We start from the raw sequence: 12,397 nt of genomic DNA, 5'->3' as shown, positions 1-12,397 counted from the left end.
TAATTGGTAGTTATTAGAGGTGCCCTTTATAGTCCGAGTCGGTTTGAGTATTCAAATAAAGCAATATTGAAGCGGTAACTTGTCGCTTTCCCTTTTCAACTTGGCTAACTTGACCTGCATTACCTAGGTCACTTTGCTTTAAATTATACTTTTTTCTTAAACATTTGATACGAGTAGGTATTTCTTGTGAGTAATTTTCATCAAAAAATTTCATAGATAAGCCCCCTATAAACATGGAAAAGTAGTAAAAATAGTTGTTATCCTAGTTGATTAAAAAAATCTCTGATTTCCTCATCTTTTATAAAATAATATATAATTTTCCCCTCTCTTCTAGTGTCCAAGATGTTTTGATTGGCTAGTTTACGAAGATGGTGGGAGGCAGATGCCATACTGAGATTTAGTAAACAGGCTATATCGCAGACACAGAGTTCTTCAACAGCAAGGAGATAAAAGATGATATTTATCTGTTTATTATCGGTAAACTTTGATAAAATGTGAAGTGATTTTTGGACTTTTTCCTTTTCAAGGTAGTTCGTGGCGGTTGTAACATTTTGTTGATTTATAACATTCACTTGGCAGATACTATCTTTTTTCAAAATATTTTCTCCTAGTCTAACACAGTCCATAGCATGTCAAAACTGTTATTTTCAATCAGGATATATATCCCCAATCCTAAATAAACAACGGCAATAAACCATCTGCTATATTTTTCCAAAGTTTCTTCAACAGAAGGGACTTGTGCCAATTTTTGGGCAGAAAAAACCAAGAGACAAATCATGACTAGAAAGGTAAGTAAAGCCACTATCAAATTCGCTAAATTTAAGGTAGTAAAATATGGGACAAAGACACCAATATTGTCAGCACCACAACTTGCAAAAGTAATCATAGCGACTAGAAAAATCAGGTTTTTATTATCTTTGCTCAAACCTTCTTTGGCAATAGCTTCTCCATCAGAATCTCCTAAAAGCAAAACTTTGAGGCCTAGGAAAATTGGAATCAAACCGAGCAAACCTAAAATCTCTTTACTAGGAATATAATCTAAGACAAATGCAAAAAGCAAACTTAGCAATATTAGACTAACAGAGCCTAGAAATTGTCCTAAATATATGTTAATGATGTCTTTTCTGCTTTTTCTTTTGGCAAAAAATAACATTAGGATAATAAGTAAGTCTACGGCTGTCCCAGAATACAGGATTATTGAAGTAACAACATTTTGAATCATAAAACACCTCATTCAAATATATTTTTGATTGTATTTTAACATTAAACTTTGTAGATGTCAACTTCAGCTCCACCAAAATATAGATAAAAAGTTAGTGTACCAAATATTAAAAAGCCCTGCCATCGAAATGATAGCAGGGCTTAACTTCAATATCCAAATGATATATTCATCTAAAAAAGGTAGAGTAAAAGGTAGAGTTCTTATTGATTTATATTGCAATGTAATGAACTTTAAAAATTCAAAAATCGCTTAAAATCAATGTTTTGACGTCTAATGACGTGTAGTGAACCCCTTACTTAACTTCAGTAAAGATAAAGTTCAGGGTGACAAAGTTGTAAAAGAGTCAATATCAATAAGTTTTATTAATCGACTAGGTATTTTTATAGGTGTTGTGGGTGCTATAATAAGGTATTGGTAATCAACTGATGTTGGTATTTGTCGAAAAATTATTGGAATTAAATAGAGAAGGGATCTCTATGAGTGTCAGCTATGGAAACATGCTATTCACCTTTATAAAAAATTTGGTTTTGAGGTAGTAGAGTGTAGAAGTGATGATATTTTAATGATTCTGGGTTTGAGTTCAAAATCATTTGGAATGTAGTAAAGAAAATACAATAGAGTTTTTTAATTCAAAAAACAAATGTTCAGCTTACAGTTTTTTTTTGTACTAAAATTATTGGGTTTCCAATTTATTTATATGATAAACTCCTATGTGAGAGGTGATAAAAATGATGCATCAATTTAACAAAACCATCGACTATTTAGAAAGTACACTTACATCGGAAGTTGAACTTAAAAAATTTCAAAACATATCAGGTTATTCCTATCCACTATTTAGTAGAATTTTTTCTATTCTATCAGAAATTACTTTGGCAGAATACTTGAGAAATAGAAAACTTACACTAGCTGTAGATGATCTGTTGAATACTGATCAAAAAGTAATTGATATTGCTTTGAAATATAATTATGATTCAGCTGATGCTTTTAGTTTTTCTTTCAAAAAGTTTCATGGGAATTCACCCTCAGAAGTTCGAAAAGGGAAAAACTATAATTTATTTCCTAAAATGAAATTAGCTTTAAAAGTAATAGGAGGAAGTCAAATGAATATTAAAATCGAAACAAAGCCATCATTCAAAGTAGCTGGCGTATTAAAAGAAAACATTGATTCTAATCAATGTCCGAGTACATGGGATGAATTATATAGTAAATATAGTTTTGAACAATTAGAAAGTTTTGGAAATGGTCAATCATTAGGTGTTTGTTATGAGAATGAGGGAAATGATAAGATTAATTATATGGCGGGTTATAACGTCTTGGATGACGCTAAAGCTAGAAATTTAGGACTTGATATCTTAGAAGTCAAAGAATCTGAGTATGCAGTAGTTCCAGTTAAGGGATCAGTCCCTGATTCTATTCATCAGGCATGGAAATATCTGCTTGAAGAATTTTTCCCAGAAAATGGGTACAAACATTCAGGTTTACCAGATTTTGAAGTATATACCGAAAATGATATTCATGATCCCAATTATGAAATGGAGCTTTGGGTACCAATTAGTAAACAATAAAAATGTAGATTATTAAAATTCTTAAGAAAGATTTCTTAGGGATTTTTTGGTATTCGAATAGTCTGTGCTATAATTATGGTAATTTGACGAAAGGAGGTAATATTATGAAAATAAACAACACTGGAGGTTTGCTTTTAGTTTAACCTCTTAAGGAGAAAAAAATGAAAGCCTATATTGATCAAAATCAAGAAAGATGGGATAGAGTTTCTAGTAGACAAGGTAATCCATATACAATTCCATACAGTCACGAAGAATTACAAGAATTAAAAGATAAACCAATTGAAGTAGCTCTTACAGTTGGGAAGTTAGTGCCATTAACATGGTTTGAGAAAGCCAAAGGTAAGCGATTATTAGGTTTAGCTTGTGGTGGTGGACAGCAAGGACCTATTTTTGCAATGCACGGTTATGAAACTACCATCATGGATTTTTCAGAATCTCAGCTATCTAAAGACGTAGAAGTAGCAAAACGAGAAAATTTGTATATTAAAACTGTACAGGCTGATATGACCAAACCATTCCCATTTGAATATGATAGCTTTGATATTATTTTTTGCCCTGTCTCAAATGTCTATATTGAAAATTTAGATAATATGTATTCAGAAGCCTACCGTGTTTTAAGAAAAGGTGGATTATTAATGATTGGATATATGAATCCGTGGATTTATATGTATGACGGAGATGAGGTTTGGGATCAACCTGAGAAGGAATTATTATTAAAATATAGCCTTCCTTTCAACTCAAGACTTTTAGAAGAAAAAGGTCAACTAATAATTGATCCAGAATATGGATATGAATTCAGCCATACTTTGGAAGAACAAATTCAAGGTCAATTGAGAAATGGATTTGCTATGATTGACTTTTACGAATCAAAAGATAGTAGAAATCGTTTAAGTCAGTTTGGCTCAGACTATATAGCTAATCTATCTGTTAAATTATAGGAGAATAGGCTGGAAAATAGTAAAGTTGAAGAATATTGGAAAGAGCAAGAAAACTTGTAAGGTAAAAATCAGCCCAATCAACAGGATCAGCAACACAAACAACGTCCCATTGATAATGATCAACCAGTGGATATTGCTACCTAAAATTGTAATCGCCAGCATGGTTAAAAACGAATAGAAAAATAGCGAAAACCAAATACCGTTACCTAGGCGAACCTTATCGCGATGATAACGCCAACCAAAAATGGTTCCAAATATGAGTGGTACTAACCAGCCCCAGTAAAACATTGCTGGAACTGGAACCCAAACCGCTGCGTCATTCACATCAATACCCCCGCATTAAGTTTTATTTCAGCTTCCATCATAAAGGACTCCCCGCGGGACTGCAATCAGGAGTCATTACTTCAACTGTTTTTGTTCATTATAGAAATTACGGTAAGCTAAATAGCACGCAATGATTGACCCCAAACTAGTCGCTGATAAGAGCATGAACGTGACCATAATTTGATACCTAATGGCCCGTACTGGATCGACCCCTGCAAAGATCAAACCGGACATCATCCCTGGCAGACTGACTAGACCCACGGTCTTTGCCGAATCAATGGTTGGTGACATCCCCGTACGAATCGCCTCACGCACGATGGCAATCGAAGCATCAAGTAGACCAGCCCCTAACGCCAACCGTTCAAGCACACCTTGCCGCTGGTCATGAAACTGACTATTGAGGCTGCGATAAGCCAGCCCAATTGCGACCATTGAATTCGACGCAATCATACCAGAAATGGGAATCATTTGCGATGGCACAAACTTAATCGCACCAGATAGCACGAGGACGCCGAGTGTTACCCCCGTACTAACAAAAATGGCTAATAACGAAATGGCTAATGCATGGTCAATCCCCGGCCCCCGTTTTTTCGCATTCCAAGCCGCATTGAAGATAATGAAGCCCATCATCGCCAGCGTTAGCCACAAATTGTTGACTCGGAAAATATACTTTAGCAAGTAACCCACGATAAATAGTTGTACAACAGCCCGCACGACACCAATGACGATATCCCTATCCAAACCAAGTTTCTGCCACAAACTAATTCCTAACGCGACGAGCACTAACATTGCCGCCAAAAATAGCGACGTATTATTAACTGCTAAATTCATGCGTGTACCTCCAATCTGCCAGCAACCACTTTCGCTAATTGATCTGCCGCAGCAATCTCTGTCGCGTCATGAGTAATCATGATCGTTGTCACGTGATCCTGCTCATTTAACTGTCGTAACCAGGCGTGCACGATTTGCTTATTATTTTCATCCAAACCAGCTGTCACCTCATCTAATAACAACACTTTTGGTAAGAATAAGATGTTGCGAATCAGCGCGACCCGCTGCCGTTCACCACCGGAAAGCTCGATAATCGGCTGATGCAGGGTTCGTTCGGACAGCCCAACATTATTTAACGCCGTTACCACTCGTTGCGTATCCATGACTTGCTTACGAATTTGGTACGGGAAAGCTAAGTTATCTGCCACCGTCTCACCAAATAACGTCGGTTGTTGGAAACAATATGAGACTTGCCGCCGATACATGATTGGGTCATAACTTTCAATCGGCTGCCCATCAAAAATCAAGGTCCCACTTGTTTTAGAAATCATGGCCGCAATGATCCGTAATAACGTACTTTTCCCACCACCGGATGGTCCCGTCAATGTAATATGAGCCCCAGCTGGAATCTGCCAATCAACATCATGTAAAATATGTTGATCAGCGATTTGATAATTAACTTTTTCTAAACTAATCAATGAATTCATATGCCCACCCCCGATCGCACAATGATCGGCGCCGACAACAGCCGGATGAAAAAGTGCTCAGAAGTCAATAAATTGGACTTATCTGTTTGATGTATTAATACACGAACCTGTGTAGCCATTGGCAAAGCCATATGAATCATACCTGAATCAAAGTGTTCCGTATAACTACGGAGGAGTTCTAATTGAACTTTTAATTTATCATTATTTTCCTTGATCGATCGTTTTTGTCTAGACATACGTTTTCTCCTATCTAGGGAGTATTATATCATTTTATAAAAAAACAGCCCCCATTATCTAACTATTAGATAATGGGGGCTGTTTTAATAGTCTTTCCTAGGGGTCATTATCTAATTATAGACCCTAAACAAACATTTTTTGTAAAAAGCCTTTTTTCTGTTCTTTCAACAAATCTAACTTACGTTGATGAAGGGTGATGGTAGTATCAAGTCTCTCAAAAAAGTTAGAAATTTTGGTCTGTTCTTCCATACAAGGAACCATTACCTTGACTGATTTTAAAGTTGGAAATTTCAAATTCCAGGTGTCAGATGTTAAGCCTTGTGAGTTCCTCTTAAACGTTTGAATCATGTCATGTCGTTTGAAATCATACGCAAAGAATTTTGAATCTGTTCCTTCTTTTGGAATGATAACTGTGTATGCTGGACTGAGAATACCATCATATGAGGAATAACCACTTGCACCTTGCCACATTCTCATTGAATTGTATGCAATGTCACCAACTTCAACTTTCTTATAATTGGACTTATCATTACTGGAATTATCTTTTCTATCAAGTTCACTTGCCTTTACAACTCCTGAGTTAATAGTGACAGAGATAAGTTCTCCTTCACTACTTCGTTCTGATCGTTCAGAGAACACATCCCCCAACTTACGCTCTTCCCAATCGTCAGCAAACCCCGCAAACCGCAATTCAGGAACTTTGGCACCATTTTTAGGGAACATCTTTTGTAAAAAGCCTTTTTTCTGTTCTTTCAACAAATCTAACTTACGCTGATGAAGGGTGATGGTGTGGTCTAGCTCAATAAAAAATCCACCAATCTCTTGTTGTTCGTCGTTATTAGGTGGAATCATTAATCCTGTATCAAAGAAATCAACAGCAGTAATATTCAATAATCCATGATTTCTTGCCCCTTCAGCAGCTCGTATAGCAACTTCCTTATGCCATCCATCTGTTTCATAATACGAAACAAGAAAATCACTATTTACTTTGAAGGGGAGAAAAGCAATATAAAGAGTTGATAGAACGCCTTCATCATACATATTAAGCCGCTTTATAGCTCCCCATGGAAAATCTTTAGAGTAACTTTTATTGTATGCAAATTCCCCTTTTTGGAGTAGATAATATCCAGACATATCCTTACTAGCAATCTGTTTATTAAAAAAAGTTATCTGGTCTACCAGTCCATATTGTGCAGATATTGTTAATGGTAATGTTGACTCCAAATTTTTGTTTTTTCTCGTAACTCGATTCACAATATCTTTCAACTTACGCTGTTCCCAATCATCCGTAAAACCTTCAAACCTTAATTGTGGACTCTTTTTACTCATCATGCCCACCTCTCAAAAGAAGACGCATCGAATCAATCAAGGCTTGATTCTCTTCACTTTCTGAAAAATCGTTAATCAAAGATAAGAGCATTTGATCTTGTTGAACTAATTCTTCATTGATCTTAAGGAGATTGGTATTCACTGCAACCAAATCAACCGGTTCTTCTTCCTCAAAGGTATCGACATAACGAGGGATATTTAAGTTAAAGTCATTTTCTTGAATTTCTTCAAAGCGAGCCACATGAGCATATCTTTCAATATCTTCTCGTTTTTTGTAGATAGAAACAATTTTATCAATATGTTCATCCAACAGGACATTTTGATTTTTTCGTTTTTCAAAGTCTTGAGAAGCATCAATAAACAAGACATCACGACGAGAGCGGTTTTTCTTCAAAATAATAACCGTTGTCGGAATACTCGTTCCAAAAAAGATATTGGCCGGCAATCCAATGACTGCATCAATAGCTCCCATTTCTAAAAGGGCCTGACGAATGGTTCCTTCTGCGGCTCCTCTAAAGAGCACGCCATGAGGCAGGACAATCCCCATTGTTCCCGATTCTTTCAAATGGTAAAAACCATGAAGGAGAAAGGCAAAGTCCGCTTTAGATTTAGGCGCTAATTTTCCAAAACGCTCAAAACGAGGGTCAGAGAGAAATTTATCTGCCGCTGACCATTTTGCAGAATAAGGTGGATTCATGACTACGGAATCAAACTGATAAGGCTCTTCTGAGGGCCAATCGGCGTCTAAAGTATCTCCGTTATTCAGGTTCATGCGTTCTTTATCTACTCCATGAAGGATTAAGTTCATACGTGCTAAGTTAAAGGTCGTCGTATTTAGCTCTTGGCCATGATAATGGACTTGATTTGGATTGATGAGATAGCGACGGATATTAAGCATCAAAGAACCTGATCCCATCGCAGGATCGTAAATATGAAAAGGCGCTCGAGATTCTTGTCCGATCGACGTAATTTCTGACATGATGCGTGAAACAGCTTGAGGGGTATAAAACTCTCCTGCTTTTTTACCTGCACCTGCCGCAAACATCCCGATTAAATACTCATAAGCGTCCCCAATCACGTCGCCATTGTGTTCAAATAAATCAATCTCATCTAAGGCACGTAAAACCTCAGTAATCGTCACGTTCCGTTGTTGTGCATTTGAGCCTAATTTTGTGGAGTTTAAATCAATATCCGCAAACAATCCACTAAATTCTTCTCCTTGACGTTCCAACTCATTAAAACCTGCTTGTAAGTCGGTCAAGTTAAATTCATAGTTATCAGCTTTGATGCGGTAGTGATAAAACAATTGATCGGGTTGGATAAAGTAGCCTTGTTTGGGTTGGATATTTTCGATTAAATCGTCTTTGTCTTCTTCGTACCACTCCATGAATCCTGCATACTGAGTGGAACGTTCTGGGAAGGTATCTGTTTTTCCATTTTCTTGTTCATAAACTTCTCTAAGCTGCGCATCAGACAAGTACTTATAGAAAATTAATCCCAGTAAGTAGTTTTTGTACTCACTTGCATCCATCTTCCCACGTAAGATATCCGCAGAAGCCCATAGTTGTTGATTTAAACCTGTCGCCATTATAATTCTTCTTTCCATTTTTGAAGTTGTTCAAAGTTTTGTTGTAGTCGTTCTTCTAAAACTTTTGTTCTTCTTCTGTATTTTTCACCCGTTTTGGCTTCGAACTCTTCTTTACTAAGAGTCATCGAATCCAGTAAATGGGTTAAATAAGGGATCGTTTTCTTATCGCCTTGATATTCATTCATTGCAGACTGTAAAAAGTCGAAGGATAATCCAAATTCCTCGGCTTCTTTTTGAAGTTGTCTTTGAATTTCATTTTGAATCGAAGTCTCTTTTAATTGAGCCACATCGATCTCTTCAGTAGTATTGACGAGTTGATCTTTCAAGGTGTGATACATCTTTTGGATTTGAGGATCCTTTTGTTGGATTTCTTTTTCAAATTTTTCAACGGCCCCTGCTTCGTTTAATTGGATCGCTTTCAAAAGTTGATTAATATAAAAACTATCCACGACGTCTTTATGTGTCGCATTGAGCTGCGAAGAAAAAGCAATCTCTTGTAAAAACTTCTCGAAGTCCTCCTCAGGATGCTCCTCATCCTCAATCATTTCTTTAATCTTTGTTTTAACATTTTCCGTTTTACCTTGATATTGTGGCAACTGCTCCACTACTTCTGAAAATGCTTCAAAGTCCTCTTCGTATTGATCATAGCTTCGGAGCGCTTTATAACTCTTTTCTAGCTTTTGATAAGCACTTACTTGCGCAATCATCGTTTTAAGATCATTGGGATTGTCCGATAGGTCGGCTTCGCTTTGTTTATAAAGTGTTGAACATTCGATAAATTCTTTTTTGACTTCTTCATATTCTCTTGGAATCAGTTGATCAAAGTTTTGATTTTCATTTGAGAATAGACGAAACGTGTTTTGCACATTTTCTTTCATGGTGAAGGGTTTTCTAAAAGAGACAATCAACCCAGAATCTTTTCCTGTATAAATACGGTTGGTTCTTGAGAACGCTTGAAGGAGCTTTTGATAGTTCAATTCTCTATCTACATATAGGGTTTGGATGGTGGGAGAATCAAAGCCTGTCAATAAACGATCGACAACAATAACAAAATCTAGCCACTGACCCTCCGATTGATATTGCTTTTCCTTCCGGGCCAACCGTTTATTAATATTTTGATTGTAGAGTTTCTCATCTTGGTAAGGAGAGACATCAAACTGTTTCGCATACTCTTTCATAATCTCTACTAATTCATCGTCTTGTTCATTTTTTTCTAATTGATCCGGATTGGTTGAGAAGGTAATAGCTACTCTTGGGAAATCTTTATCAATCAGTTGATGACGTGCATCAAATTGTCGCCCATTCAAGAGTGTCCCATTATCTTTCATTTCCTTTAAAATCCGGTAAATATGTTTGGCTTGGGCAATCGAGTGAGTGGTAAGAATGGCTGACATCGTAGGAAAACCATTCTTTACCTTGAACTTTTTGACCACACTTCTCCGATTAAAGATTTTTTGTAACATAGTACGGATATGTTCATCTTTTTCATAAAGTTCTGTAGGCAATAATTTTTCTTGTTGTAAGACATCGTCTGGCAACTTTCCTTTATTGAGTTGGGTGACAATCCCCTCTTGATCCTCTTCTGAAATCAGTGAATGATACTCGACTTGAAAGCCTAACACAGCCCCATCATCCATAGCATTTTTGGTTGTATAGGAGTGAAGGAGTGGTCCGTATTGCTGGCTCGTTGTTCTGGCAAAGGTTCCATTTTCTTGCTTTTTATTTTGTTCAAAAATAGGCGTCCCTGTTAATCCAAACCAGGTTGAATTGGGTAAGATTTTCTTAATCCGCTTCATTTCCTCATCACTAACCGCACGATGAGCCTCATCAACAATAAAAACAATATGTTCTTGTCGTAGCTTCTCAAATTGATTGGAGCCTTTTTCTTCACTCTCTTGTTGGGCACTTCGCATAGCCGCAGAGAGTTTTTGAATCGTGGTCACTAAAATCGTATTATTATTTTTTGATGAAAGGAGGTTTCGAGCCAACTGTTTTTGATTTTTGATCCCAACAATCAAAGTATTGGCTACCGAATTTCCGGTCGTTTGTCCTGTATGGTATTCCGAGGCAAACTTAGTAAACTCATCCTGCGTTTGAGCATCTAAGTCCGTTCTATCAACAACCATGACCGTACGATCGACACCGATCGCATTTTGTGCTAATAATTTCGTTGCGACAAAACTGGTAATGGTCTTTCCTGAACCTGTCGCATGCCAAATGAATCCTCCTTCATGCTGTGCCGCTTTTTGACGAATCTTACGAATAGCATGAATTTGGTAAGGCCTTAAAACCATGAGGAATTTTTGATTTTTTTGATCATCGACGAGAATGGTATATTGGCTAATCAATTCATGGGCATCGGGTATCCGCAAAACTGTACGAGTAAAATCAAACAAATCGGAAACCGTTTGATTGTCTTCAGTCCGCCAATTAAATAAAAACTTCTTCATCCGAGCATAGGCTTCAGCGGTATCTTCACTAGGTCTTGCAAAGTATCGGGTATCGACTTTATTGGAAATCACCATGATTTGAGTGGTTGCGTAAATCCCTTTAAAAAATCCATCTTCTGCATAACGCTGAATTTGATAATAAGCTTGCATGAAACCGTCTTTAGCGGACTCTTTTTTGAGCTCAATATGAATGATTGGGAGCCCATTAATCAGCAAGCTCACATCTCCACGATCTACTCTAGAGGAATCTGGGACCACTTGGTGAACTACCTCATAAGAAGAAGTTCCTCCTGAGATATCCTTATTTCTAAAGTCACTTTTTTCCCATCTTCTCGCTCTAATAAAACTTGAGCCACCCCGTTTTCTCCTCTAAGCCATTGAGAAGCTAAAAAAGGCGTTCCGGTCAAACGTGAAAACTCGACTTTGACTTGCTTAAATTCTTTATCCGTTAATAGTTGCTCTTCCAATACTGCTAAATTTATTCGGTTCAAATGGCCTCTAAAGTTTTGCCAAAGTGCTTCTTCCGACTTCAAGTCCGGACGATAAGTCCACTGATTTTCTTTCTCACTTAAGATCTGTATGAACTGGTTTTCAATCATTTGTTCCGAATGACTCATTTGATTCCCCTCATTTTCATAGTTGCCACCATTTTTTAGATTCTGTTTTTACCGGGTCTTTTTCTTTTGCCTTGTTTCGCTCTTCTTCTGATAACTTCAATTGAGCTTTCTGTCGTTCAATTTCTTCCTGCGCCTCACCCCTTATCGACGAGCCATCTTTCATATCCTCCTGAGGCATTTTAAGAGCTTTCAATTCATTGATTTCTGATTTATACTCTTCTAGTACTTTTTTATCCTGTAAGGCTTGACGTTGTTGTTGGTCTAAAAGATTTTGCATATTACTTAATTGTTTAAATTGTTCATCTTTAGTGTTTTGTAAATCTTTTATCTGCTCTTTTTGATACTCAATTATATCTAGTATACCCGAATTGCTAGTTGATTTCATTGAAAAGTATATAAGTCGTGCTATCCTAATCTTAAACCACTAAGCATTAGAAAGCGCACGACTTATATGACTTATAATAGCACACTTACAAAAGTTTTTGTTTATTTACTGACAAGCATTGAAGCGATTTATCAAACAAGCGTTCCACTCGAAATACAAAATCGGAAGAACGTCCATCTTGCAACATCTGACTGTTTAGTGATTACTTGTTACCTGTGGGGAGTGCTTCATTTTATGGCTACAAAAATCATATTGCTATAGATA

The 12,397-nt window shown here is 36.8% G+C and carries 12 protein-coding genes and 3 pseudogenes; 4 read left to right on the top strand and 11 right to left on the bottom strand.

Going from position 1 to position 12,397, the window contains the following annotated elements:
* Positions 1–28 precede the first annotated feature (28 nt).
* The 3 genes and pseudogenes from RR45_RS10115 to RR45_RS10105 all read right to left on the bottom strand — a co-directional run.
* Positions 29–214: pseudogene (locus tag RR45_RS10115) on the bottom strand (hypothetical protein); the annotation flags it as partial.
* Between the two features lie 43 nt (positions 215–257).
* Positions 258–596 (bottom strand): Cd(II)/Zn(II)-sensing metalloregulatory transcriptional regulator CadX, encoded by a 339-nt coding sequence (cadX, locus tag RR45_RS10110; protein ID WP_031367148.1) that lies wholly within the window; start codon positions 594–596, stop codon positions 258–260.
* Between the two features lie 11 nt (positions 597–607).
* Positions 608–1,222 carry a CadD family cadmium resistance transporter gene (locus RR45_RS10105; protein WP_031367149.1) on the bottom strand — a complete coding sequence of 205 codons (615 nt, stop codon included), beginning with the start codon at positions 1,220–1,222 and terminating at the stop codon, positions 608–610.
* A gap of 28 nt (positions 1,223–1,250) precedes the next feature.
* Here RR45_RS10105 and RR45_RS11460 point away from each other — a divergent pair, with 28 nt between their 5' ends.
* The 3 genes from RR45_RS11460 (at position 1,251) to RR45_RS10085 (ending at position 3,725) form a co-directional block, all read left to right on the top strand.
* A complete protein-coding gene (locus RR45_RS11460; protein WP_072353678.1) occupies positions 1,251–1,475 on the top strand; it encodes a FanG protein in 225 nt (74 codons plus the stop codon).
* A 475-nt stretch (positions 1,476–1,950) separates the two neighbouring features.
* Positions 1,951–2,787 (top strand): AraC family transcriptional regulator, encoded by an 837-nt coding sequence (locus RR45_RS10090; protein WP_031367150.1) that lies wholly within the window; start codon positions 1,951–1,953, stop codon positions 2,785–2,787.
* 161 nt (positions 2,788–2,948) lie between these two features.
* Entirely contained in the window at positions 2,949–3,725 is a 777-nt protein-coding gene (locus tag RR45_RS10085) for a class I SAM-dependent methyltransferase (RefSeq protein WP_031367151.1), read from the top strand.
* Here RR45_RS10085 and RR45_RS10080 read toward each other — a convergent pair.
* The 8 genes and pseudogenes from RR45_RS10080 to RR45_RS10045 form a co-directional block, all read right to left on the bottom strand.
* A complete protein-coding gene (locus RR45_RS10080) occupies positions 3,720–4,049 on the bottom strand; it encodes a hypothetical protein (protein WP_244148316.1) in 330 nt (109 codons plus the stop codon). The two genes, RR45_RS10085 and RR45_RS10080, sit on opposite strands and share 6 nt — an antisense overlap.
* 75 nt (positions 4,050–4,124) lie before the next feature.
* A complete protein-coding gene (locus RR45_RS10075) occupies positions 4,125–4,880 on the bottom strand; it encodes an ABC transporter permease (protein ID WP_031367153.1) in 756 nt (251 codons plus the stop codon).
* Entirely contained in the window at positions 4,877–5,527 is a 651-nt protein-coding gene (locus RR45_RS10070; protein WP_010383508.1) for an ABC transporter ATP-binding protein, read from the bottom strand. The genes RR45_RS10075 and RR45_RS10070 overlap by 4 nt, the downstream gene beginning before the upstream one ends.
* Positions 5,524–5,763 carry a hypothetical protein gene (locus RR45_RS10065; protein WP_010276787.1) on the bottom strand — a complete coding sequence of 80 codons (240 nt, stop codon included), beginning with the start codon at positions 5,761–5,763 and terminating at the stop codon, positions 5,524–5,526. Before RR45_RS10065 ends, RR45_RS10070 begins: the two co-directional genes overlap by 4 nt.
* A 124-nt stretch (positions 5,764–5,887) precedes the next feature.
* Positions 5,888–7,096 (bottom strand): restriction endonuclease subunit S, encoded by a 1,209-nt coding sequence (locus tag RR45_RS10060; RefSeq protein ID WP_031367154.1) that lies wholly within the window; start codon positions 7,094–7,096, stop codon positions 5,888–5,890.
* Positions 7,086–8,681: a type I restriction-modification system subunit M gene (locus RR45_RS10055; protein WP_031367155.1), complete on the bottom strand. Its 1,596-nt coding sequence runs from the start codon at positions 8,679–8,681 to the stop codon at positions 7,086–7,088. Before RR45_RS10055 ends, RR45_RS10060 begins: the two co-directional genes overlap by 11 nt.
* Positions 8,681–11,748 (bottom strand): annotated as a pseudogene (locus tag RR45_RS10050) (type I restriction endonuclease subunit R). The gene RR45_RS10055 and the pseudogene RR45_RS10050 overlap by 1 nt, the downstream one beginning before the upstream one ends.
* A 16-nt stretch (positions 11,749–11,764) precedes the next feature.
* Positions 11,765–12,133 carry a hypothetical protein gene (locus RR45_RS10045; RefSeq protein ID WP_031367156.1) on the bottom strand — a complete coding sequence of 123 codons (369 nt, stop codon included), beginning with the start codon at positions 12,131–12,133 and terminating at the stop codon, positions 11,765–11,767.
* Between the two features lie 66 nt (positions 12,134–12,199).
* Between RR45_RS10045 and RR45_RS10040 the strand changes: the two are divergent.
* Positions 12,200–12,376, top strand: a pseudogene (locus RR45_RS10040) (IS982 family transposase); the annotation flags it as partial.
* Positions 12,377–12,397: the final 21 nt, after the last annotated feature.

The sequence above is a fragment of the Pseudolactococcus chungangensis CAU 28 = DSM 22330 genome, assembly GCF_002441885.1.
Classification (GTDB): Bacteria; Bacillota; Bacilli; order Lactobacillales; family Streptococcaceae; genus Pseudolactococcus; species Pseudolactococcus chungangensis.
The sequence above is the reverse complement of the archived record's forward strand: the minus strand, read 5'-3'. Positions and strand labels throughout refer to the sequence as shown.

Bases quoted from the DNA above. Each gene is read 5' to 3' on its own strand.
- RR45_RS10105 (WP_031367149.1), bottom strand. From the start codon at position 1,222: ATGATTCAAAATGTTGTTACTTCAATAATCCTGTATTCTGGGACAGCC.
- RR45_RS10090 (WP_031367150.1), top strand. From the start codon at position 1,951: ATGATGCATCAATTTAACAAAACCATCGACTATTTAGAAAGTACACTT.
- RR45_RS10085 (WP_031367151.1), top strand. From the start codon at position 2,949: ATGAAAGCCTATATTGATCAAAATCAAGAAAGATGGGATAGAGTTTCT.
- RR45_RS10075 (WP_031367153.1), bottom strand. From the start codon at position 4,880: ATGAATTTAGCAGTTAATAATACGTCGCTATTTTTGGCGGCAATGTTA.
- RR45_RS10070 (WP_010383508.1), bottom strand. From the start codon at position 5,527: ATGAATTCATTGATTAGTTTAGAAAAAGTTAATTATCAAATCGCTGAT.
- RR45_RS10065 (WP_010276787.1), bottom strand. From the start codon at position 5,763: ATGTCTAGACAAAAACGATCGATCAAGGAAAATAATGATAAATTAAAA.
- RR45_RS10060 (WP_031367154.1), bottom strand. From the start codon at position 7,096: ATGATGAGTAAAAAGAGTCCACAATTAAGGTTTGAAGGTTTTACGGAT.
- RR45_RS10055 (WP_031367155.1), bottom strand. From the start codon at position 8,681: ATGGCGACAGGTTTAAATCAACAACTATGGGCTTCTGCGGATATCTTA.
- RR45_RS10045 (WP_031367156.1), bottom strand. From the start codon at position 12,133: ATGAAATCAACTAGCAATTCGGGTATACTAGATATAATTGAGTATCAA.